Genomic DNA, 23,998 nt, shown 5'->3' on the forward strand with positions numbered 1-23,998 from the left:
TGCGGGACGACGCGCGTTGGATGGCGCGCAGTCGTAACACCGCTTCGGCGTGTTCCTTCTTGGGCAGTTTGTCGAGCAGGTTACACATTTTAGGCAGCCAGCACAGTTGTTGTTTACTCAGCGGAAAGACTTCACCCAGCGCCGCGCGAGAAGCCCCATGCGCCATCACCGCTCGCCAGCGTGGGCGCGTTCAAGCCGCGCTTTTGCAAGTCGCGCCAGACCTCCAGCCAGCTTTCTCTCGACTCGCGGTAACCGGCTTGCCACGCGCGAAAGTGCTTTTGCCCAGCCGTATCCACACCCATCACCACCAACAGACGAGCTTTTTCATCGCTCAAGCCCGCCGCCACGTACAAGCCGTCGGCGTACAGATAAACGAACTTGTCCGCCGTCAGATCACGTTGTAGCCAGGCCGCGTAGTTTTCTTTGAACTGCGGCTTGAGCCGCGCGACCGTGCTCGGCGACACGGCCGCCTCGGCGCCCAACAGCGCGCGCAAAGCGGGTTCGGAAAGCGCGCCGCGCCGGTTTGTGAACGCTTCTGATAGGGCTTGACCAACGGCGACTGGAAGCGCTGGCCCGCTGGCGCGGCGCTCACGCGCGGCACTTTGACCGCTACCGCGCCGCTGCCCAGAATATTGAACGCTCCGGCAAAGAGCCGCTGCGAGAACCCCGCGCCACCCCGCTGCGTTCGTCGCGTGGTCGCTGCAAATACTCCGTCACCTCCGCTTCCAAGGCCGCCTGCAAGCGCTGCCGCGCCCCCAGCCGCGCCAGACTTTCCAGCGGATCATTGAACTCCTCCCTCGTCACCAACAGACTTTCCTGGGATGCTTTTCCCATCGCGTATCCTCCGTCGAAGGTTTGCGCAGGCGCACAACCGGTTGGGTACAAAAGATTTTCAACGAGGATACGCGGCACCTCTTTCAATGATCAATTCCCGCAACTTCAAAGCCTAACTCGGGACAAAACCTACACCCGTTTTGGCGAAGCCACTGGCATCTTTTTGCTAACGAAATTATTTGATCGTCATCAACGCGAGTTGCAATTGAAACGACAAGACGCGCTGACTTGGGAAGAGTTGGCCGTGCAAAACGTCATCTTTGTCGGCTCGGGTAAAGCAGGCATGTTCGAGCGCATTCTCGTGCAACTGGCCTTCGAGCAAAAAGCCAACACCATTCTCAACGTGAATCCGCAGGCAGGCGAACCCGCCGAATTCAAAACGCCTGCGCCCAATCCCAAAGATTTTATGCAGCAGAAAGATTACGCGCTCATCAGCGTCGTGCCCGGGCTGCACGGCAAAGGCGAAATCGTAGCCTTTGGCGGCGCATCGAGTTCCGGCTTGTGGGCTGCCGTGGAATTTATGACCGAACCTCGCTACGCCCGCGAACTCGTGACAAAGCTGAAAGGCGCGGACGGCAGACTACCGTGCCATTACCAAGTCGTGATTCACGCGCGTTTTCAATCCCTTGTCCCCATCGAAATCTATACGTGACGCATCGGGCATTGTGAAAGCACGGTTTGGCGAACGTCCTCAAATTAAACAGATCAGGCAATGACAAGACATCAGTGATGGGGGATCAAACTTTTGTCGGCAATGACAATTGGTGCATCATAGACAGGGATTTCTTTGAAGGTATAAGTGTCGCCCTTTTTGCTCCATTTCGCTGCCGGGATTTTGTAAACACCACCCGTGATGATGTCTACCAACACAGGGCTTTCAAAGTTTCCGTTAGAGCAAGAAAACGCCTGGAGTTTGGTTTGATTGGAATCTGTCGGAATATTTTCACCCATCCAAATCACGTAAAGCTGTTTCTGCGTGAGTTTATTGCGGAACCCATAAACCGCAAGGCTGCGGTCGGTAGTTTGTGAATACTTGAATTCGTTGGAGTCTGCGCCAGCGATGTTGCGGGTCGGTTGCAGCCTGGTAATTCTTTCGAGGGTGTTATCAAAAATGGAGGTTACATTTTGGATCGCGTAATAAGCAGTTTTCGGACGAATTATTTTTTTGGTGGCGTCAGATTTAATGATTCCTTTCAGATTTAATCGATTGATTGGTCCTTCGGTATACGCCATTTCAATGATGCCGAAAACACTGCATTCAATGTCATGACCGAGGTTCCCCAACATTCTTCTGACATCCCATTTCGCCTGCGTTAATTCCGTCCAGTTATAGTCCCAAAGCGCGCCCCGCCCTGTGCCGCCTTCTGAAGGCGCGCCATTTTCGCCCTGCCTGAGCTTCATCCCCGGCGCGTATTTATCCAGCGTCTGCCTGAGCAAATAAACCTCGTGATAGTTCGCGTCTGGGTTATAGGCGTAATCGTGATAGGTCATGTTATCGAACAGCTTCATCTTCCCTTTTTTAGCCAGATAACTAAAAAAACGATCTGCAAATTCGAGTCCGATATGCCCCAAGGCCAGCCCTGATATTTTCGCATCAGGCTGAATCTTTTTGATGATCTCCGCCGTGCGGATATTAAACTCCGCAGTCATTTCAGGCGTGTTGATCGTGTTATCGCCAAAGTTCGGTTCGTTCCAGACTTCCCAATCGTTTACCTTGCCTTTGTATCGCGTCACCATCGCCGTGACCCATCTGGCGTAGGCGTCCAACGCTTCTTTTGAGGTAGGCAATCCGGCTCCTAAATTCGCGCCGCCGCCGTCCGGATAAAGCGTATTGCCATACGAAGTTTGCAGCCACGGTTTTAAGCCGCGGCTGACCGCGTCGTTCACAATGTGATCAAGCCACGCCCAATCATACTGGCCTTTTATTTTTTCGGTCTTAGCCCAGCCGGCCTGCATTCGCAGCCGTTTAATGCCTAACGGAGCGAGGTATTCTTTGTACTGATCGTAATCGGCAAAATCACGATCCAGCGTTTCGCAACCGATCAACCAGTTGGAAGATTCAATCTCGCTGGCGTTTCTGGCTTTCACTGAGCCGAGATAGGGCAACGCAATTTTGAGGTCGGTTTGAACTCTATCTTTTGAGCTATTTATTTGCTGCGAATAACTAACTTGAGGAAGCAAAATCAGAGATAGAAAAATAACGAAAGCGGCGGGCAGATATTTTACGAAGCAGGTAATCATAAGTTACTCGTTTCTCAAATCCGACAAATCAACTAATGCGGCATCGCGTCCGCCATCTACGGTTAGCCAGATGCCGGTGATCCATTCGGCGTCGTCAGAAGCCAGGAATAACGCGGCTTTGGCGATGTCTTCCGGCTTGCCCAACCGTTTGAGCGGAAACGTTGACAGCACGCGGCGGCGGGCTTCGGTCGGGTCGGTGAAGGAATTGAAATAGCCTTCGGTGCGCACCGATTCGATCTGCCCTGGAATAATAGCGTTGACGCGAATCTGATCGGGCGCGTATTCGACCGCCAAGTTGCGCGTCAATCCAAGCAGCCCGCCTTTTGCGGCGGAGTAAGGAAACGAACGGTTGTTGCTGCGATAGCCTTGCGTCGAAGCGGTGGTCACGATGCTGCCGCCGTTTATCATCAACGAATGCGCAGCGCGTGCGCACAGCCACGACGATTTCAGATTGAGATTGAGGCACGCCTCCCAATCTTCATTCGTGGCCTTCAGGCTGGTAGAAATCCACGGACGCCCCGCGTTGCTGATGAGAATGTCGAGCTTGCCAAAGCGTGATTTCACTTTGGCAAACAGTGCGTTGATGGAATCTTCATTCGTGACATCGGTGGGAATGGCAATCGCTTTGTCGCCGATTTCCTGTGCGACTTGTTGTGCTTGTGCTTCGTTGATTTCGGCGATCACGACCTGTGCGCCTTCAGCCGCAAACAACTTGGCCGAAGCACGTCCGATGCCGCTGCCGCCGCCGGTAATCACTGCGATTTTGTCTGGTAACCTCATACGGTTTTCAGTTGTGGAGAGGTGACGCGACCTACGCCGACGAACAAGGCGATGCAGGCCAGCAACGCCAGCGTTCCCGCAATGGCGAACACCGGTTGATAGCCCGTGCGGTCTACCATCAAGCCGCTGGCGTAAGTGAATATCGAACCGCCCAGACTCGACGCCATACCAGTCAGGCCGACTGCGGTTCCCATAGTTTCGGTGGGGAAAATATCGGCGTGCAAGGCGAGAATGTTCGCGCTCCATAACCCAAAACCAAACGTTGCCACGCACACCCATGCAATTGCGCCTGCCGAAGTGTTTGCGCCTACGACCAGCACGCCTGCGGCCATCGCGATTGCGCCCACGACCATGACGCTTTTGCGCGCGAACGTGGCGCTGCGCCCGCGTGCGAGCAGACGGTCTGAACACGCGCCGCCAATCAGTTTGCCGATGTCTACGGTGAGGTATGGAATCCAGCCGAACATGCCAATTTCTTTGAGTGTGAAGCCGCGTCCTTTGTTCAGATAATCGGGCAGCCAGAACACATAAAACCACCACACGGGTGTCGCGAGCATACGCGTTGCCATCAATCCCCACAGTTGACGCCAGCCGATGATTTGCGCCAACGCTGCGCCGAAAGTTGCCTTGCGCGTTTGCGCAGCGCCGCTGTCTTTGCTTGCCGTCGCGCGGTCTGCTTCAGAAAGCCAGCGGTGTTCTTCGGGCGTTTGATAAATGAACCACCAGGCCGCGAACCAGAGGAAGCCCAGCGCGCCCGTGACTACGAACGCTGCGCGCCAACCGAAATATAGCGCGAGCGCCGCAACCATCGGCGGAGCGATGATTGCGCCGACAGCGGAACCGCCATCAAAGACCGCCATCCCGAACGCGCGCCGATGTTGCGGAAACCATTGCGCGACAGCTTTGCCGCCCGCAGGCCAGTTGCCCGCTTCGCCGATGCCGAGCGCGAACCGCAACAATCCGAAACTCAGCGGGCCGCGTGCAAAGGCGTGTGCGATGGCAGCGAACGACCACGCCACAATTGAAAGCGCAAAGCCGCGCCGCGTGCCGATGCGATCAATCACGATGCCTGCAAACAATTGCCCAATGGTGTAAGCCGTCAGAAAGAGCGTCGTGATCGTGCCGTATTCGGCGCTGCTGATACCGAGTTCGCCGCGCAAGGTCGGCAGCAAGACGGACAACGCCTGCCTGTCCACGTAATTGATGACCGTGGACAGAAACAGCAAAAACAAGATCAGCGAGCGTAAGCGGCTTAGTTTCACATCAACCTCGCGAGAAATTCGTCAGCACATCTTTGACGGAACTCAGGGATTCGGAAATCGCTTCGATTTTCTTTTCGTCCACTTCGATGCCCAGTCCAATGCCTTCGGGCACGAGCAGATCGCCGTTCTCAAAGCGCGATGGTTCGCGTGTGACATCCGCGGTATACAAACACGGGCCGACCGGATCGGAAGCGTAATCCAACCGCACGGCAGCCGCACCGACGTGGGCTTGCGCGGCGGTCGCAATGCTCAATTCCTGCGTCGTACCGATCAGGCATTCAATGTTTGCAGCTTCGGCCAGCGCGAACAGTTTCATCATGCCGCTGATGCCGCCCGCGACGGTGATCGAGATATTGAAAATGTCTACCGCGCGCAGCTTGATGCAGCGCAGTGCGTATTCGAGGCTGCGAATATGTTCGCTGACGGGATGGTCAATCGCGCGGCGCGCTTCGGCGATGGCTTCGATGTCTTCGCGTTCGACCGGGCTTTCGATGCTCTCGAAAGGAAAGCGTGCGAGTCGTTTATACGCACGCAAAAACGCGGGCAGCGTGAACAGCCCGCTGCCATCCAGCGAAGTCAGTTGAATACGATTGCCGAACTCGCCGCAGATTGTTTCGAGCAGTTGTTCATCGGCTTCGGTGCAATGCCCGAAGTAAAAACGAAACGCAGTGAAGCCGACCTGAAATTGTTCTCTGACCAGTCGCACACGATCAGCTACATCATCGCGGCTTTTTAGCCGAAAGATCGGATAGCAAATGGGGATGCGGTCACGTCGCTTACCGCCGAGCAGGTCATAGACCGGAATGCCCAGCAGCCGCGCTTTCAAATCGTGCGCCGCAATGCTCACACCAGCGCGCGCCAGCACCGCTTTGCCGTGAAAGCGTGTGCCCGGAAAGTTCGCCAGCATCGCGTCTTCGATCTGATTCAGGTTCATCGCGTCGCGCCCCACGAGCAACGCTTGCAAACAGCTTTCGAGGTCGCGCACGTCCGGCATCATTGCGGGCAGATGCGACACATCGGAGATTTCGCCCCAGCCCGTCGTACCGTCCGCAGCGGTCAGGCGCACGATGATGTGCTGGCTCGGTTCGCCGTACAGACGCGGCGTTGTCACCGGATAGAGGTTTACAGCTTTGATTGTGATTCGATCTTTCATCCCGATTTACTTCCTTCTCTCGTTCAGCAAAGTTTGTTGGTTATTTGGAGTGGCGGCGAAACTCGGCGCGCACGTTGTCATTCGGCGGATAGAGGCCAATGCTGGAAGCGCCGCCGCGAATTTTTTGCAGGATATAGTCTTCCACCTGTTCCTGTTCCGCCGCATCCGCCGCAACTTCTTCGACAATGTCGTAAGGAATCACGATGACGCCTTCGGCATCGCCGACGATCACATCGCCGGGCACGACCGCTACGCCGCCGCAGCCGATGGGCAGGTTGATGTCAATCGGCAAGAGCGCGGTAGAGTTCACCGCCGCGTGCCGTCCGCGCGCGTAGGTCGGAAAGTCCATCGCCTGAATCGCGGGGTAATCGCGAAAGCAACCATCCGTCACGATGCCCGCTGCGCCGCGTGCCTGCACGCGCGTCGAAAGAATGTTACCGATGCTGGCCGAAGCCATCGTGCCGCGCGCGTCAATCACCATGACTTCGCCCGCGCCGATGCTTTCGATCAACTGTCGCTGCGCGTTCGTTTCATCATTCTTTTGTTTGAGCAGGTCTGCCCGCACGGGAATGTAGCGCAACGTCACCGCACGTCCGCACAAACGCAGATCAGGGCGCAGCGGCGCAAGTCCCGCCATAAACGTATTGCCAAACCCGCGTGCGGCGAGTTGATAGCTGATCGTTGCCGTGCTAACAGCATTGAGTTGCGCGACGATGTGTTCCGGCAGCGGCGCGAACGTTGGGTTTTCCATAAATGATTTCTTCCCCTGAAAATGAATTATCGCAACAAAAAGTAAAGCACGCCCACTGTCACCAGCAGCGCCAGCGACACAATGCGCGGATCACTGAGTGCAGTGATTGGCCCTTTGAGAAAACTCAACGGATGATCCCAGCAGACTTTGGCGACTTCGGCTTTATCCATCGCGGGCGTGAGCAGGCTGGTGATGACGTAAATCGCAATGCACAGCACGGCGATAATCGGGCCGACGAGCATAAAGGGAATGCCCCAACCGTGAACCGGATCACTGACAATGCCGCCGAAATCTTTGAGTTGATCGGCGGGCAAAAACCATTTTCCCGTGCTCGGCAAATCCAGCAGAAAATAAATCACGCCAATCAACGAACCGACATACAGCGTAGCCATCGCCGCCTGTTTCGTGCCGCGTTTCCACAGCACGCCCAACACAAACACCGTTGTCACAGCAGGCGCGAACGTCATCGGAATTTTATTGATCGCCTCGAAGATCGTCCCAAACTGATCGCCCTGCGTAGACCACAACATCGCCAGCACCATAATGACGCCCGTCGTGATGCGGCCTACGCGCACGACATGCGCATCAGAAGCATCGGGATGCAGGCGCTTGACCACATCCATCGAAATCAGCGTCGCGCAACTGTTGAGCGCCGCCGCCATACAACTCATCAACGCCGCCGCCATGCTGGCCGCGAGCAGGCCGCGCAATCCGACCGGTATCAAATAATTGATCAACGTCGGCAGCATCGTGTTGTAATCGGGATGATCTGTACCCGCCAGATTCACCAGTTGAATCGCGCCTTTTTTCCAAAGCACGTAACCGATGATGCCGGGCAACACCATCAAAAAGACCGGCGTGATTTTCAGAAAGCCCGCGAAGATCGCGCCGTTCTGTCCGTCTTTTAACGTCCGCGCACCGAGTACGCGCTGGACGTGCGTTTGGTCGGCGCACCAGTACCAGATGCCCAAAATCGGATAGCCGAGCAACACCGCCAGCCACGAGAAACCGTTGAGATGCCCTTCGTTATTGATGATCGGTTGTAGCATGTTGAGTTGACCGGGCGCGACGGCTGATTTGAATGCTGCGAAATCGGTCACGCCTACGCCGGGCAAGGCGCGCAAGCCCAGAATGGTGATTAGCAATGCGCCGCCTAACAGCAATACGACTTGAATATTTTCGGTCATCACGACGGCTTTCAATCCGCCCAGCGCGGTGTAAACAACCGTGAAAAGCGACAGCACAATAATCGTCCAAATCATCGGCACGCCGAGAAAGCTCTCAAACACTTTCGCCGCCGCAAACAGGCTGATGCCGATGTGAATGAGCAACGCGCCGAGCAATCCGATGACTGCGAGAAACGTGCGCGCCTCCGGGCAATAACGACGTTCCATAAATTCCGGCAGCGTGGCTACGCCGGAGTTGATGTAAAACGGCGCGAACAACAACGCGAGCAAAATCAGGGTGAAGCAGGCCATCCACTCGAAATTGCCAATGACCAATCCGTCTTTCGCGCCGCCTGCCGCGAGGCCCGCCAGATGAATGGTGGAAATGTTCGAGGTGAACACCGCCGCGCCTACCGTGAACCAGCCGAGCGATTTGTTGGCGAGAAAATACTGCTCGGTCGAAGTGTTCTTGCGATAGCCGACCCAAATGCCAAAGGCGGTAATGCCAATCAGGTAAATGGCGATGACCGCCACATCAATCAGGGATGCATTCATAGGTGTTTTATCGTTTAGAAGTCAGGTTAATCGTGACTGTTTTTTCGGCTGACCGTTTCAACCAGACAACGAGGTCAGTCCCTTCCAACGTGCGGTTGAAGCCGTAGCGAAATTCCGCTCCGCGCGGGACGCTTTTCCCGTCCACTGTGATTTGCGCTTCGGATTCGCCCCAGCCTTTGATGACAAAGGCTGGATTGTGCAGCGGTGAAGCTTGACTGGCATCGAGTTGAAATTTCAGCCCGTTGGAATTCGCGCCCGTCGCCGTCAAGACATAAGCGCGTTCAGCCATCAAATAACCTTCGCTCTTGAACGCCCCTGTCAACAGTTTGAGCGGCGCAGGTTGCAACCACGAACTCGCCAACGGAACCAGCGCGTTCGCTGCCGCTTCGGTCATGCCGTTCAGCATAATTTTGGTCGTAGTGTTGCCCGTTTGCTCAAGCGCAGGCCAATGAATATGGGTCAGCGAACTATGCGAAACGCGATCCGGCGCGACGGCCCAGCGTCCGGTTGATTCAAGCTGTTGCGCGACCGGCCAGTGATTCCACCACGGAAAAATCGAACGCTCGCGGATGATCTCGCCCGCGTAAACATCAATCGCCGCAAGCCTGGGATCAACAATCACGAACGGGCTGTATTTGGCTTTCAGATTGACGAGATGGATGTTGGCGGCTTCGGGTTCCAGCAACCATTTGCGGCGAGCGATGGAATCGCCGCGTTCGGTCATCACAAATTTAGCGCGTTCCGCGTCCAGCTTGCCGACTACGCCGGGCGACGTTTCGGCCCACGAATAGGTATGCGATTGGCCTTTCATATTCGCCAGCGTCAGCCCTTCGGTTTTGAGGTTGTCGTCAGGTTTCGTGCCGGGCGGATTGATGATGATGGATTCGTGAAATTCGCGGAAGCCGCCTGAACCGGGGCCGTTGCCCGCCAGCAGCGTTGGCTTCGTCGAATGCAATTCGATCTTTCTGACCGCGACGCCGTCGGGATAAATCGTGTAATACTCATCCACCCAATCGCCCCAGCCTGATTGGTCTTCGTGCGCGATGCCATACAGCACATCTACCGGCGCGTAACGCCAATGCACCACCGCGCGCGCATCGGTGCTTTCAATAATGCGGACGTGCGAGAACCGCGTCTGCTTATCCGCCATCGGCTCCGAGCCGGAGCGCAAGCCCTTGCTGTTCGTCTCGAAAAATTCGTTGGTATACCAGATGCCGTTCTCTGAAACCCAGCACGGAATGAAACTCGTGCCGCGCCAAAAGACAAAGCGGTAATCTGCCCTGTCGAAACGCACTACGACATCGGGATGCTCGCCGACGCGCCAGAGCCTGTCCCAAAATTCGTTGTATTGCAGCCGCGCATAAAACGCGCCAAAACGTCCTTTGCCTTTCGGGCCGCTCGGCAACAACGGCGCGTGCAGAGGCGGAGTTGCTGAGATTTGCTGCGCGCTGAATTGTGTGGCTACGGCATTGTCGTTGAGCGTCTCGTGATAAATTTTGACCTCATCGAGAATGCCTTCCAACGAACAGCGCACCGGTCTGGCTTCACGCACTTCAAACGCCAGCGGTCGCGCGTTTTTATTGCGTCCGAGCAAGACATCTGCATCCGTTGCCGCCGTGAATATACCTTTGAACGGGAATGCTCCGGCGGGCTGGCCGTTCAGGTACAGCCGCACGCCTGCGCCCGCATCAAACGTGGCGACCAGATGATTCCATTTGTATAAAGGCAATTTGGCTTCAGAAGTCGCGGTTTGCCATTTCCCATCCAGTGCCAGATGCAACCCGAAGCCTCCTTCGGGATCAATGCCAAAGTAATAGCCCTGCTGTTGCTCTTTTTCGTGATCAATCACCGCGCACCACGTCCAGGGATAGGCTTCGAGCGCAACCCACGCTTCCACCGAAAACTGCTGGCCGAGCGTGAGCGGAGCCTTGTGCAACACCGAAGAAGTGTAGCCATCCAATTGCAGCGCATTGCCAGCGACACCCAGCACATATTTGAAATTTCCGGCAAGCTGATCCTGCGCGCCGTTGATCTTTTCGCGCACAAACGTTTCGTCTTTTTGATCGAACGTCCAATGCGCGGCGAGCTTTGATTGGGCGAGAGTTGATGGGTTGATGAAGAGAGTCAGCAAGAGTGCAGCGCAGATTGAAACTTTGATTTGCATACTATTCACGGTTCCTCGTTGGCGCATCAGCGCGAATCAATCCCTCGGCTTTGAATTCTTCCCACAGCCCAGCGGGAATCGGCCACTCGAACATTCGCACTCCTGTCTCGACCTCTTCGGGCGAACGCGCGCCGGGAATGATCGAAGCGACCGCCGCGTGACCGAACGGAAACTGCAATGCCGCCGCCTGCAACGGAACTTCGTAGCGTGCGCAGACGGCTTCCATTTTTCGCACGCGGTCGAGCATCTGCGGATCAGCGTCTTCGTAATTAAACTTCGCTCCCGTGCGCGAGCCGGTTGCCAGAATGCCGCTGCCGTATGGTGTGCCGACGATCACGCTGATGTTTTTGCGAGCGCAGACCGGCAACAATTCATCCAGCGCCGATTGATCAAGCAACGTGTATTTTCCCGGCAGCAGAAAAGCATCGAAGTCGCCCGCTTCCGCAAAGCGCGTGAGCAAAGTCGAATCCCAACAGCCGACGCTGATTGCTCGCACCACGCCTTGTTCGCGCAATTCGTGCAGCGCTCGGTAAGCGCCTTGCATCACTTCATCGAAAGCGCCGTCAGGGTCGTGAATGTGCAGGATGTCTACGCGGTCGAGTTTCAATCGCTCGAGGCTTGAGGTGAGCGAGCGACGCACCGCGTCATAGCTGAAATCAAAAACGGGTTCAAGCGCAGGAAGATTTTTGAACCAAATACTTTCAGCTTGTTGAGGTGTCGGAAGCAGCAAGCGTCCCACTTTGGTAGAAATCACAAACGAGTCTCGCGCGACATTTTCTAAGGCTAAGCCGAGCCGCGCTTCGCTCTTGCCGTGTCCATAGAGCGGCGCGGTGTCAATGTAGTTGATCCCTAGGCTGAGTGCGTGGCGCACGGTGGCAAGGGCGGCCTCTTCAGAAACTTCTGCGAAGAGACCACCAATCACTCCCGCCCCCAGGCCAAGGCGCGTTGCATAGACTTCAGTTGTACCGATTTGAGTTAATTCCGTAGCGTTCATTTTGTCTGGTTAGAAAGTGAACCTGACCGAGATTTGTACCCGCCGATTGCCTCGCTTCGTAATGACCTTCCCGAAATTCTGGAGAGTCGTGTCGTTGAAGAAATAGCCTTGCGTCGGATCGCAGACATTATTCACTGTCCCGCCCAAACCATTTGGCACTCCGTTGACACGCACCCGGCAATCGGTTTGCAATGTCATATCTACATCCGATTGCCGCGTGACAAAGGCTTGATTGAAGATATTGAAAAGGCCTGTCCGAAGCTGGATGTTTTTGCCTTCCTTAAAGCGGAAGTTTTTCATCACTGTCATGTCGTGATTGTTGCGGCTGGGCAGGCGCGAATAAAACGGCGATTGATAGGCACCCGATTGCCCAAAGGCCGGAATGCCGATGGTGGCAACGTCATAAAGCTTATCGCCAACGTTGGTACTCGCGCCATTGATTTGCGGATTCGCCAACAGGATCGGCGCGATGCCGCCGATGTTGGTCGTGCCCGCGCCCGCAAACGCATTCGTGCCAAACCATGATTGCCAGACATTCGCGCCATTCAACCCCGTGCCGGTCGCTCCTGTTGCGCCCCCGGAAAAGAAGACGCGAATCGGCGCACCGCTTTGATAGGTCGAGATGCCTGATAACTGCCAGCCGTTCAATAAGCCACTCGCCAATCTATTGCCCTTGCCACGAATCACGCGCGGCAAGTTGTAGTTGTAATTCACGACCAGATTATGCGTGCGATCATACGCTTGCACGCCATACGAACGGTTGCGCGCATCCAGCGGGTCAACCGTGCCACCATCGCCGCCAAAAATGCCGAGCGCTTTTGAGAAAGTATAGGCTGCCGTATAGGTTAGCTTGCCCTGTTGCCGCGTCAGCGTCAGTTGGCCGGAATGATACGCTGACGTGCCAACATATTCGCGGAAGTTGATGGCATTGAAATCCGGGAAGGGCAACAATTGGCGATAGGCGTCGGTCGAAAGGGCAACGCGTTGTACGGCGCTCGACAGATCAAGCACTTGGCCGTTGGTCGCCGTGAGCGTGCCTTTCAGCAACGCGCCGATAGGCACGAAATTGATGTTGCGCACCTGCGGCAAATGACGCACCTGATTGCCGACATAACCAACCTCCAGCACGTTCCCTTTCCCCAAGCGGCGCGCGATGGAGAGACTGGAACTCGCTGTCCGTGTCACGTCGTTGCCTTCGGGATTGAGTGAGACCGGCGTGATCGAAAGTGGGACGCGCGCCAGATCAACTTGCGTCAAGCGATCCAGCGTCAAATTCTGCACGCCATCTTTGAAAGCGGTTGCGGCTGAATCGAAGCGAACCGTCGGATTGATATAATTCGGTGCGTTCTGCAACGCAGGCGAATATTGGAAGTTACCCGCCGCGCGGTTATAAAACAGCCCGTAACCACCGCGCACGACAAAGTTTCCTTTCTTGCTGACATCCCAGGCGAAGCTCAGACGCGGAGCCAGGCGCGGCGCGGGATCGTCCACGATGCCGGCTTTGGCTTCGCCGCGCGAGACCAGTTGAATCCCATTCGGCTTATTGAAATCGCCATTGATAAAGGCTCCTGCGTTGCGTTGGTATTTCGTCACGTCAAAGAACGTTTCCAGGCCATTGCGCTCTTTGTTATTCGGCACGTTGACCACGCGCAAGCCGTATTCAAAGGTAAACCACGGCTTCATCTTCCAGGCGTCCTGCGCATACACATCGAAGTTCCAGGCACGGAATTCACCGACGGGCGGCGTATTGGATTGCTGCACCGAAACAGGTCGCCCAATGTACAGATTGCCAAAGGAATTGCCCGTGCCGTTGGTCACCCCACCCAGCACAATGCGCCCGTTGTACTGATTGCCGAGGTTCTGTTTCTTGTTGACCTGTTCCAGCAACGATCCGAATTTGTAAACGTGGGAGCCGTTGATCTTCGTGACGTTGCCATTGACGGAATAGCTGGAATTAAAAGCAAACTGCGGCGTCTCGCCCTGAAAATTACCGACATATCCGCCGCCTGTGAGTCCTTGTGAAAGACCCGTCACCTGAAGCGTCGGGAACGTTTTGCCCAGATTGCCGAAGGGGAGTTTCAAATTGCTGAGACCCAATGCCTGCGGCGAGACTTTCTCCACGTCTTTGAATTCATGCGAGAGCTTTAGTTTACTGGCGCTGAAGACAACTTCCATCGTCAGGGTCGGGTCAAAAACCGTGACCAGATTGGCGGCTGCCGAACGTCCAATGTGATCGCCGAGTGTGTTGCTGTAACCCGGCACATACGCGCTGCGGCCCCACACACCATAGGAAAATTCTTCGCCTTCGGTCTCGCGCGCCAACCGGACATACAGATTCGTGCGCTCACTGACCTTGTAATCTACGCGCAATTTCTGATCGGTACGATCTAAAGGCAACGTCTCACCCGTGACGTAATTGAAGCGCCCGGTCGGATCGGTGTAATTCGGTGCTGGAAACAACGTGCTGAGCATCGTCGGCCCTAGATTCGAGGCATCTTTGAAAGGTGCGAGATTGAAATTATTTGCCACCAGACTCTGCCCGACCGTGAAGCCCGTCGGGGCGTTACGCGGCACGGTCAAGGTGCGGTTTTGCAGCAGGTAAGTCGAAGTGCAACCGGCTGGGTTCCCAATGTTGGCGCACGGCAGAAATTCGCTAAAATCTCCCTGCCGCTGTTTGAGGGTGGGAACAACGCCGAAGACGATGTCCTGCGGATTGCGCTGGCGTTGATATTCAAACCCGTAAAAGAAAAAGAGGCGATCTTTGACTTTATCGCCGCCCACCGTTGCGGGTAGTTTGATCGGCCCGCCGAGGTTACCACCGGTATAAAACTGCGACGATTGGGGCCGCGCCAAAGCGGAGTAATTGCGGGCACGGTCGTTAGCATTCAGGCTGTAATGCCGTGCGTATTCATACAAGCTGCCGTGAAATTGTTTGCCGCCCGATTTGGTGACGGCGGTGACCTGCAAGGTACTCGTACCGAATTCCGCCGCGTAATTGGAGGTCTGCACGCGCACTTCTTTCACCATATCGTTGTTGGGTGTAACGATAGTGCCGTTGTTCGCGCCGACATCTTTGGTGATCGAGCCGTCAATGCTGATGTTGATGTTTTGCCCGCGCTGACCGTTCACACTGAACCCATTGTTCGCATTGCCACCTTGTTGGAAGCCCGTAAAATCAAGCGTTTCGGCATCGGGGCCGACCACTCCAGGCAGGATGCGCAGGAGTTCCAGACTGCTGCGCGAAATCAGCGAAAGGTTTTCAATCTGGCTGGCGGTAATGGTGTACGCCTTCTCGCCCGTCTCGGTTTGAATCTGGGCGGCTTCGCCGGTAACAGTGACCGATTCAGTCGCCGCGCCAATTTCCAGTTTGATACTCAATCCGCGTGTTTCGCTGGGGCTGAGCAGAAATTTGCTGAGCGAATATACCTTGAATCCCACGCCCTCGACCTTGACCGTAAACACGCCAGGCGTTAACGCGGTAAAGCTGAAAAGGCCGTCTTCATTGGTTGTCGCGGTGCGTTCCTGCTGCGTCTGTTCGTCGCGCAACAGGACTTTAGCCTGAGCAACTACTGCGCCAGTTGGGTCAGTGACCGTACCGCGCAAGGATGCGCTGCCGCTGGTTTGCGCCAGCCCGCTCAAGGTAGCGACCAACAATAGGAAGACTATTGTTACAAGGTTATGGACTTTGATTGTATTCATCGGGTGCTTTCCTCCAACAAGGTGAAATATTATGGGTAATTGCTCAGCCCTCTTCGTCACCACCTGACGGCTGAATGTAGGCAGGTCGTTGACGACCTGCTCGCGTTAAGAAACCAGTTCACGAATCACGCGCCCCTCGACCAACGTTGGCACTTCCAGGCGCCCATTGTGCTTGTAGGTCGTCTTGAATTGATTCAATCCCATCAGGTGCAGAATCGTCGCGTGAATATCGTGAGCATGCGCGCGTTGCTCAATCGCTTTCAGCCCGATTTCATCTGTCGCGCCGATAATTTGTCCGCCCTTGATGCCTGCGCCTGCCATCCACATTGTGAAGCCCCAGGGATTGTGATCGCGCCCGTCGCCCTTCTCGTTGAAGGGCGTCCGCCCGAACTCGCCGCCCCAGATGACCAGCGTGGAATCGAGCAAGCCGCGCGCTTTCAAATCGGTCAGCAAACCCGCTACGGGCAGGTCGCTCGAAGCGCACATCTTTGAGTGGTTGCCTTCCATATCGGCGTGCGAATCCCACTTGCTGCCCGCGCCGGAATAAAGCTGAATGAAGCGCACATCGCGTTCGACCATGCGCCGCGCTATCAAGCACATCGTCCCGTATTTATCCGTCACAGGGTTGCCGATGCCATAGAGTTTTTTGGTCGCCTCGGATTCTTTCATCAGGTCAACGGCTTCGGGCGCGGCGGCTTGCATGCGATAGGCCAACTCATATGAATTCAAACGCGCCAGCAATTCCGTGTCTTCGGGTTTGTCGGCGGAGTACCCCTGATTCAGTTGCGTGATAAATTGAATTTTGTTGCGCTGTTGCTCATCGCCAATGTTGGCGGGTGTTTTGACGTACAGCACCGGATTCGCGCCCGTGCGAAATTGCGTTCCCTGATAGACTGCTGGCAGGAACCCTGCGCTCCAATTATTTGGGCCGCCGAAGATGCCTTCGCCATCGGCCAGCACCACATAAGTCGGCAGGTTCTGATTCGCCGTGCCTAAGCCATACGTCGCCCACGCGCCAAGCGAAGGCCGTCCGGCCAGAATCGAACCGGTATTCATCTGCCAGACCGAACCGACATGATTCAATCCATCGGCCCAGCACGAACGCAACACGGCCAAATCGTCTACGTGTTGCGCAATGTTGGGCAGCCAGTCGCTCACCGGAATGCCGCTTTGCCCATAATTTTTGAAGGTGCGCTGGCTGGGCATAATCGTATTCCCACCTGTACCCATAGCCGTGATCGGACGCCCAAACGATTCCGGCATCGGCTTGCCCGCCAGTTTGAGCAGTTCGGGTTTTGGGTCGAAGGTATCCAGATGCGACGGGCCGCCTTCCATAAACAACCAGATGACGGATTTCGCGCGCACGCGATGATGCGGCTTTTTCGGTGCGAGCGGATCAAGCACAGCTTTTGCGCCATCCGCAGCGAAGCCGTCCTCGCCCAGCAATGCGGCTAAGGCGAGCGCGGAAAGCCCAGCACTGCTTTGTTGCAGAAAGTTGCGCCGACTGTGCAGCGCGGGTTGCGAGTATTTTTTTCTCCGTTCTTCATCGTCATTCTCATGCTTCACTTCGTAGTCACGAATAAATTCGTGACTACGAAGTGAAGTGCGCGGGAGGAAGGTTTACTACCACAACAGCTTCAACCCAAATTGAAACTGCCGCGCGAACGTATTCGTGCTGGTGATTTTGGCGAAGTTCGCGGAACCAAAGCCGCCGCTCGGCGAAGAAAATTCAGGCCGATTGAAGGCATTAAACGATTCGGCGCGGAATTGCAGGCGAATCTTTTCGGTCAGGGTCGTCGTCTTGAATAGCGAAATGTCCCAGTTGTTTTTCCCGGCGCTACGCACATCGGGCAAACGCGCCAAGCCAACAAGCTCCAGCGTCTGCCGTTGGCGAAAGACCGATGTATTGAACCACCCGTTGACGCTGCGTTCGCTGTTCGGAATCTCTGCGCTTTGGCCTGTGCTTTCCGCGCCGGTGATGTCGAAAACATAGCCGCTCTGGGCCTGATAGATCGCGTTGAGTTGCCAGCCTTCGACGATCTTGCCGCCAATGCCACCAGCATTGCCGAAGAAGCGTTTGCCTTTGCCGAACGGCAATTCATAGCTGCTGCTGACAACCAGCCGTTGCGGAAGGTCATTCTCGCTCAGTTCCTTGGTCAATGCGGTGTCGGTCTCGTTGAGGAAGCGCACCTGATCGAGCTGCTTGGCGTTGGTGTAAGACACCAGCAGGCTGAAGCCATTGGCGAAACGGCGTGAAGCCTTCATTTGAAAGGCGTCGTAACGGCTGCTGCCAATGCTGCGATTGAGCAGGGTGATGCCGGTGAAATGCGGGTAAGGCCGCAGCAACTGACTGCGCGTGACCGTGCGTGCGGACAACGCGCCCGACGTAATCAACCCGAAAAACGGATTCTGTACCGAGTCGTTCAGAATGTTGCGCCCCGTTGCCACAAACGTATCGCGCGCCTGTTTGATGAATTGCAGCGGAATCGCATTGACCGCCTGATTCACCGCCAGATCGCGCCCCAGCGATCCGCTGTAGGCCACGTCCAGCAAGACCTTGCCCGGCAGTTCGCGCTGAATCGTCAACGAATACTGATGCGTGAACGGTTGCTGACGATTCGGATCAATGAAACCGATGCCCTGTCCCACCAGCGTATTCAGCCCCAGGCTTGCGCCGGTCGGATTGACCAGTCCGGTGGGAAACGGATTGCTGAGCGTATTGGCGGGCGTCAAGCTGCCATCGTTCGAAACCACCCACGGCGTCGAGACGCTGAAGCCCAGGCGTGATTCGGCGAGTACCGTTGACGCGCCATAAAACAAACCATAGCCACCGCGCAAAATCGTTTTCGGCGTCAGGCTATAGGCCACGCCGAGGCGCGGCGAGAAATTATTGCGATCCAGATTCGTTTGCCCGCGCGACTGTCCATTCACGCCGGTGAAGAGCAATCCGCCTTTGACGTTGAAATTCGTCGCCGGAACTTCAGCAATCGGATTCGCGGCGTAATTGATTTTCGCTTGCTGTTCCAACGAACTCGCTGTCGTGAAATCATAACCGCGATTGAGCCGGTTGAAGCGTTCGGTGTAATCGCCTTCCCATTCATAGCGCAGTCCTAGATTCAGCGTCAGCTTGCTGCTGAGGCGGAAATCGTCCTGAAAATAAAAGCCGAAATACTTGCCCTGTTCCGCCGTTGCCGCGTTGTTGTCCACCGAACCGCCGGAACCCAGCCCCAGCAAAAACGAAGCCAGCGCCGCGCCGCCTGTTACCGTGGCTGCCTGTGGATTTGGCCCACGCGTGAAAGTTGAATTGAAGCTATACGCCCCGGCAGCATTGGCTCCAAACGATCCTGGATTGGAGCGCACCACCCGATATTCGCCGCCGAAACGAAACGTCTGTTTACCGGCGATTTTCGTCAGCCCCGTGCGAAACGAATGCGAATCTTCAGAGCTTTTCAGCAACTTGTTCGCGCCGCTCAAAGTCGTAAGGCCAGCGATGGCAATTTGCGGAATCGCCTTGACCGGCAAGAGCGCGCTCAAGGCTGCCGGAAAGCCAAACGTAGCCGGATCAGTGCCAGTATTCGCCGATGAACCGGTGTTGAAATAACGCGAGAAACCGTAACGCATATTCAAAATCAACGATGGGCTGAGCGTCAGCGTGTCATCAAACGCAAAGCCCGGCGCGACGCGGTCGTCCACATCCTGCGTGACTTCGTTCTTGAAATTGCCCTGCCGCAAAACCTGGAAATGGCGTTTGGAAAAGCGCCCAAAGATCGCATGCCGTTCACTGAACCGATGATCTATGCGCGCCACAAAGCCGTTATCAAACACCGGGTCTTTGAACGAGCGCAGATAGTTGTTGGCTTTCGTGATCGAATCGCCCGCCGCGTTGGGCAGCGGAAACAGAGTGATCAGTTTCGCCGCAATCGGGTTGATGCGGCTGAGGGGAATTTTATTGCCAACGAACGCATCGCGCACAAATGCTGTCCCCACTTGCCGCGTCGTCGCCGGGTCATAAATCACAACCGGTGCAGCCGTCCCATTCGCCTGCCGCACAAAGGTCTGCGAGAAATCGCCCTGCCGTTCCAATTCTGTTGGCACGCTTGAAACGAACGCGCGCGGCACGCCTTCGCGCGAGCCTTCATAATTGAAAAAGAAGAAGGTGCGATTCTGCCCGCGATAGACGGCCTTGCCGCCTTCGCCAAAGCGCGGCAAATAAACCGGGCCGCCTATCGAACCGCCAAACAGGTTGTAGCCGAATTGCGGAATCGTCGCCGCAAACGGATCGCGCGCGTTCAATTTTGAATTGCGCAAAAACTCAAACAACGCTCCGTGCCAATCATTCGTCCCAGACCGAATCGAAGCGTTAATCACACCGCCCGCAAACCGTCCGAACTCCGCATCAAACGCATTGGTCTGCACTTTGAATTCCTGCGTCGCGTCCACCGAAGGGATGAACTGAATCAAACCATCGCTGCCCGTGTTCGGCACGCCATCCAGCAATGCTTCATTGAAACGCGGTTGCGAGCCGGAAAGCGCAAGGCTGGAAATCCCATTGTTCCCGGTCGTGCGCAAAAAGGTGAACGTTTGTGAACGCGCCACGAAATTAACGCCCGGCACCAGCGTTGCCAGTGCAAACGCATTGCGCCCGTTGAGCGGCAAATCCACCAGCGTCCGCCCGTTGATGACCTCGCCGCGCGAAGCGTCCGCTGTTTCCAGCCGCGACGCATCGGCGGTGACGGTGATCGAATCCGTGACCGCGCCCGCTTCGAGCGCCACATCAATCGTTGGACGCGCCAGCACTTCCAGCGTCAGGTTGTCGCGCACCGCTTTTTTGAAGCCGCTGGCCTCGACTTCCAGCTTGTAACGTCCCGGCTGCAAAGCTGGAATGACATAATCGCCGTTCTCAGAAGTGACGACGCGGTTGGCTGCGTTGGTTTCCAGATTCGTGACGACGATTTTCGCGCCGACCACCGCCGCGCCCGAAGCGTCACTGACACGCCCGCTGATCGTGGCACGGAACTCCTGCGCCAGCGCGCAAACAGATAGTAAACAAAGCATCGTTAAGGTTTGAATCAACCGCATAGGTGGTGCCTCCTAGTTGAGATGGAAATTCTGTAAACATTTACATAGCAGAGTAAAAAAATAATGCCTATTTCCTGATCAGCTTCAAATTCGGCAGCGGCACGCTGCACGAATTGCGCTCCAATAACTGACACGGGAAGACTTTGGCGTCGAGCCGTGTGCCCGGGTTCTTCAATTTCTGCAACAGCATCCGCGCTAGTTCTTCCCCGATCTTTTCCTGAAAGACCGAAATGGTGGTGAGCGAAGGTTCTAAAATCGAGAACTCTTCGCGGTCGCCAAAGCCAATCAAACTGATCTCACGGGGCATCGCTACGCCGCGACTGAGCAGGGCTTTCCAGATGCCGCCCGCAATTTCATCATTGCCGCTGAATATCGCCGTAGGCGTCGTCGCGCGGCGCAGCAATTCCGCCGCCGCCAACTTGCCGTATTCGATGTAATGCACATTCCAATCGTCGGTCACGGTAATTTCCTTCAGCCCGGCTTTTTTCATCGCTCGCTGATAGCCTTCATAGCGACGCGCAAACCAAGGCAATTTTGTATTGCCCACAAACGCGATGCGCTGATGACGCAGGCGAATCAGATACTCGATGGCTTCAAAGCAACCCGACACGTCATCATAAACAATCGCGTCTTGCTTCAGTTTTTCTTTGCGCCCGATGTAAGTATTCCCCACAATGACATAGGGCAGTTTCAGCTTGTCGAGGGCGTCGAGAAAATTGTCGTGATGCACTCCGGCCAGGATGACACCGTCCACTGATCCCTGCTGCGCAATCAAGCGCGGCAGATGTAAATTTCCCGCCTTCATTTCCCGGTCATAGCGATGAAGCGAAAAGACCACATCGTAACCCGCCTCCGCCATCACCCGTTCGCAGGCGAGCAGCATTTTGACTTGTGTTGAATTAAGCGTTTCACGATTGCCGAGCAGAAAACAAACCGTGCGCGACTCATTGCGCACCAACCGTTCCCAATGCACATTGCGACGATACCCCAACGCCTCAACCGCTTCATTGACCAGCCGCGCCGTATCTACGTCAAAATAGCCTGAGTTATTCAACACGCGCGAAACCGTCGCAGTGCTCACGCCCGCTTTTTGGGCTACGTCTTTGATCGTTGGGGTTGTCATTGTGGAAACATTTACACAAGCATCTTCAATATGTCAATGCCAGCTGACGACCAAGTGCGGTGCTGCGGCCTTGATGTCAGCCATTACACGCTTGCTTACCATTCGACCAGACAGGACAACGGTTAAGCGTTCAACCTTTCCACTCAGCCAGCATATTGCAAAACAACGCGCCCTGCTCAATCGCATCATCCAGCGCCCGATGCGTATGCGGCAGCTTGTCGAACCAGCGTTTCGGCATATTGCGTTTGGGGCAGGCGCGGTAATCCTTTTTGAGCAGCGCCATCGCAAAGGTCTTGATGTCGAGCGCCGAATGCGAGAACGGGCTTTCTGAGGCGAAGCGCATCAGATACCAATGGACGAACATAAAGTCGTAGGCCGCCGGATAGGCTACGAACACTGGTTTGCCCGGGAGCGCCTTGAGCCACGCGACGTAACGCGGCATCACTGTGGCAGGGTCTTCCGGGTTTTCGCGGCAAGCGGCCCAGGCTACAGGCTGCGTCGCCCACCACGCCATCGTACCTGCGTCGGCGACTGCTTTAGGCAGCGTCATTAGATTGGCGGTAAACGTACTCACCAACGTCTTGTCGGCCAGATAAGCCGCCGAATCGAAACTCAGCATGGAATTGACACCGGGAATCGTCCCGTCGCTTTCGACATCGGTGTTGACGTAAATCTCAGGTTGGTCTTTCATACTTTTCATTTGTTTGTGACAAAACGTCTTCACTGGTTGAGAAATGTTTACGTTTCGTCACTTCGTTACAGCGGTTTCCACTGGCCTTTGTTTGTCCAACGAAAGGCGAAACGAACGCCCGCGTGCATGGCTTCGGTCAGCGGCAACAGAAATTGCGTGATCGCGGCGACGATGTCGGCGAGTTGGGCTTCGCGGTCACGCAACGCATTCTTGCGCAGAAAACTTTGCCATTGCACCAAACGATCACTGACGAACTGTTCGCTCAACGCCAGCGGCGTACCTTTAGGCAAAGGCGTTTGGCGACGCGCGAACGTAGCGCGAATCGTAGCCATCAGCGTTTCGCCGTCAAACTCAAATTGCCGTCGCGCTGCGCGATCACGCGCAAGCGGTCGCCGACAGAAGCGGGCAAATTGGTGGGTGTCTTGCGAGTTACCACAGCGCCTCCAGATAGGGACTTATCACGTTGCCGACGCGACAGATCCCGGCGTAACGCCAAATCTCATCCGCCGTCGCGCGCCGCGCTTTGCGGCATTCGCGCAGGGCTTCCAACGCGACTTCCAAACCGATCTTGTTACGGAACTTGAAACAATCGGCGACGGTCTTGGCTACGTTATAAACACGCAGCGTGACGCCCTCAATCTTGTGTTCCTCAATGCCTTCGGTGTATGACTCGCCCGAAAAGAAATGGAGGCGGAGCGGCGGCTCGGTGATGCGTGGACGATGCGCCCCGCGCGGCAACGCGAGCCAAACCTCGAACGGGTCTTGCGTCGTCAATTCGTGATAGTTGAGCGCCGACAGCAAACACAGCACGCCTTGCGGTACGAGCTTGGCCGCTTGCAGGAAACTTTCATACTCGCTCAGTTCCGCATCGGCCAGGCGGTACAAACCACGCCCTGCGCGCACGATCAGCCCGCGCTTTTCCAGCCGTTGCAGATGGACGCGATGCACGCCACGCCCGATGAGTTCGCCGGTACGTGCGACGTTTTGCTGCCCCATGCGTTGCAGCACTTGTTGCGTCGCTACGGGTTTGCGAGTTGCTTTTGCTAGTTTCGGCATCGTGTTCCGCTCTCTTTGCATTTCGAGATAAGTGCAGAGAGAGCGGAACACCACCGTTGTTCTGCGAAAACTACCGTTCATAATCAAACCAGCGAGTTGTGTTCGCGCGCGTTGAGCGCATTGTTGGTGAGGTTGCCGCGCAAGAATGATTCGGCTACGCGATTGAGTTCTTCGGGCGTGCGCGTAGCGTTGAGCTTTTCGTGAATGGCGCGAAACGCGGGCGAACGATGCAGCGTGCGAGCTTCGGGAGCGCGCCAGCGTTCCGCCACGTAGCCTTTCAAAAATCGGCACACGCTGCTACGTGTGCGCAATGCGGCGCGCGACTGGCGCGGCAACAAAACGTTGCCGATGGGTTAAGTGCGCTGGCGGTGCAAGAACGTAGCATTCAAGCGCCGGCGCACCTCGGCGCAATGTTGCGAACCGCTCGCGCCACTGGTTTGTTACGTCAAC

The 23,998-nt window shown here is 55.8% G+C and carries 19 protein-coding genes; 1 reads left to right on the top strand and 18 read right to left on the bottom strand.

Annotated elements, in window-relative coordinates; translation table 11 throughout:
* Nucleotides 1–131 precede the first annotated feature (131 nt).
* Both HY011_21355 and HY011_21360 read right to left on the bottom strand, forming a co-directional pair.
* Nucleotides 132–464, bottom strand: coding sequence for a transposase (locus tag HY011_21355; GenBank protein ID MBI3425479.1), 333 nt, complete (start codon nt 462–464; stop codon nt 132–134).
* A 145-nt stretch (nt 465–609) separates the two neighbouring features.
* The gene (locus HY011_21360) at nt 610–834 is read right to left on the bottom strand and encodes a hypothetical protein (GenBank protein MBI3425480.1); all 225 of its coding nucleotides are present in this window, start codon (nt 832–834) and stop codon (nt 610–612) included.
* A 205-nt stretch (nt 835–1,039) separates the two neighbouring features.
* On the opposite strand from HY011_21360, the gene HY011_21365 reads away from it, so the two are divergent.
* The gene (locus HY011_21365) at nt 1,040–1,486 is read left to right on the top strand and encodes a hypothetical protein (protein MBI3425481.1); all 447 of its coding nucleotides are present in this window, start codon (nt 1,040–1,042) and stop codon (nt 1,484–1,486) included.
* Between the two features lie 71 nt (nt 1,487–1,557).
* Here the strand turns inward: HY011_21365 and HY011_21370 are convergent, their stop codons facing one another.
* From HY011_21370 to HY011_21445, 16 genes are all read right to left on the bottom strand, one after another.
* Nucleotides 1,558–3,021, bottom strand: a complete 1,464-nt coding sequence (locus HY011_21370) for a hypothetical protein (GenBank protein ID MBI3425482.1) — start codon at nt 3,019–3,021, stop codon at nt 1,558–1,560.
* A 57-nt stretch (nt 3,022–3,078) separates the two neighbouring features.
* Nucleotides 3,079–3,855, bottom strand: a complete 777-nt coding sequence (locus HY011_21375; GenBank protein MBI3425483.1) for a glucose 1-dehydrogenase — start codon at nt 3,853–3,855, stop codon at nt 3,079–3,081.
* Nucleotides 3,852–5,117, bottom strand: coding sequence for an MFS transporter (locus HY011_21380; GenBank protein MBI3425484.1), 1,266 nt, complete (start codon nt 5,115–5,117; stop codon nt 3,852–3,854). The genes HY011_21375 and HY011_21380 overlap by 4 nt, the downstream gene beginning before the upstream one ends.
* A 1-nt stretch (nt 5,118) precedes the next feature.
* Entirely contained in the window at nt 5,119–6,270 is a 1,152-nt protein-coding gene (locus HY011_21385; GenBank protein ID MBI3425485.1) for a muconate cycloisomerase, read from the bottom strand.
* 40 nt (nt 6,271–6,310) lie between these two features.
* On the bottom strand, nt 6,311–7,021 hold the full coding sequence (locus HY011_21390) for a ribonuclease activity regulator RraA (protein ID MBI3425486.1): 711 nt from the start codon (nt 7,019–7,021) through the stop codon (nt 6,311–6,313).
* 26 nt (nt 7,022–7,047) lie between these two features.
* On the bottom strand, nt 7,048–8,742 hold the full coding sequence (locus tag HY011_21395; protein MBI3425487.1) for a sodium/solute symporter: 1,695 nt from the start codon (nt 8,740–8,742) through the stop codon (nt 7,048–7,050).
* Between the two features lie 7 nt (nt 8,743–8,749).
* A complete protein-coding gene (locus tag HY011_21400; GenBank protein MBI3425488.1) occupies nt 8,750–10,906 on the bottom strand; it encodes a LamG domain-containing protein in 2,157 nt (718 codons plus the stop codon).
* A 1-nt stretch (nt 10,907) separates the two neighbouring features.
* The gene (locus tag HY011_21405; GenBank protein MBI3425489.1) at nt 10,908–11,900 is read right to left on the bottom strand and encodes an aldo/keto reductase; all 993 of its coding nucleotides are present in this window, start codon (nt 11,898–11,900) and stop codon (nt 10,908–10,910) included.
* A gap of 9 nt (nt 11,901–11,909) precedes the next feature.
* Nucleotides 11,910–15,599 (bottom strand): carboxypeptidase regulatory-like domain-containing protein, encoded by a 3,690-nt coding sequence (locus HY011_21410; protein MBI3425490.1) that lies wholly within the window; start codon nt 15,597–15,599, stop codon nt 11,910–11,912.
* Between the two features lie 105 nt (nt 15,600–15,704).
* Nucleotides 15,705–17,111, bottom strand: coding sequence for a DUF1501 domain-containing protein (locus HY011_21415; protein MBI3425491.1), 1,407 nt, complete (start codon nt 17,109–17,111; stop codon nt 15,705–15,707).
* A gap of 111 nt (nt 17,112–17,222) precedes the next feature.
* Nucleotides 17,223–20,678, bottom strand: coding sequence for a TonB-dependent receptor (locus HY011_21420; GenBank protein ID MBI3425492.1), 3,456 nt, complete (start codon nt 20,676–20,678; stop codon nt 17,223–17,225).
* Between the two features lie 67 nt (nt 20,679–20,745).
* Nucleotides 20,746–21,801, bottom strand: a complete 1,056-nt coding sequence (locus HY011_21425; GenBank protein MBI3425493.1) for a LacI family DNA-binding transcriptional regulator — start codon at nt 21,799–21,801, stop codon at nt 20,746–20,748.
* A gap of 130 nt (nt 21,802–21,931) precedes the next feature.
* The gene (locus HY011_21430; GenBank protein ID MBI3425494.1) at nt 21,932–22,492 is read right to left on the bottom strand and encodes an exonuclease; all 561 of its coding nucleotides are present in this window, start codon (nt 22,490–22,492) and stop codon (nt 21,932–21,934) included.
* 65 nt (nt 22,493–22,557) lie between these two features.
* On the bottom strand, nt 22,558–22,824 hold the full coding sequence (locus HY011_21435; GenBank protein ID MBI3425495.1) for a hypothetical protein: 267 nt from the start codon (nt 22,822–22,824) through the stop codon (nt 22,558–22,560).
* A 97-nt stretch (nt 22,825–22,921) separates the two neighbouring features.
* Nucleotides 22,922–23,548: a type IV toxin-antitoxin system AbiEi family antitoxin domain-containing protein gene (locus HY011_21440; protein MBI3425496.1), complete on the bottom strand. Its 627-nt coding sequence runs from the start codon at nt 23,546–23,548 to the stop codon at nt 22,922–22,924.
* Nucleotides 23,549–23,631: 83 nt separating this feature from the next.
* Nucleotides 23,632–23,829, bottom strand: coding sequence for a hypothetical protein (locus HY011_21445; protein ID MBI3425497.1), 198 nt, complete (start codon nt 23,827–23,829; stop codon nt 23,632–23,634).
* Nucleotides 23,830–23,998: the final 169 nt, after the last annotated feature.

It is taken from the genome of Acidobacteriota bacterium (assembly GCA_016196035.1).
Lineage (GTDB): Bacteria > Acidobacteriota > Blastocatellia > RBC074 > RBC074 > JACPYM01.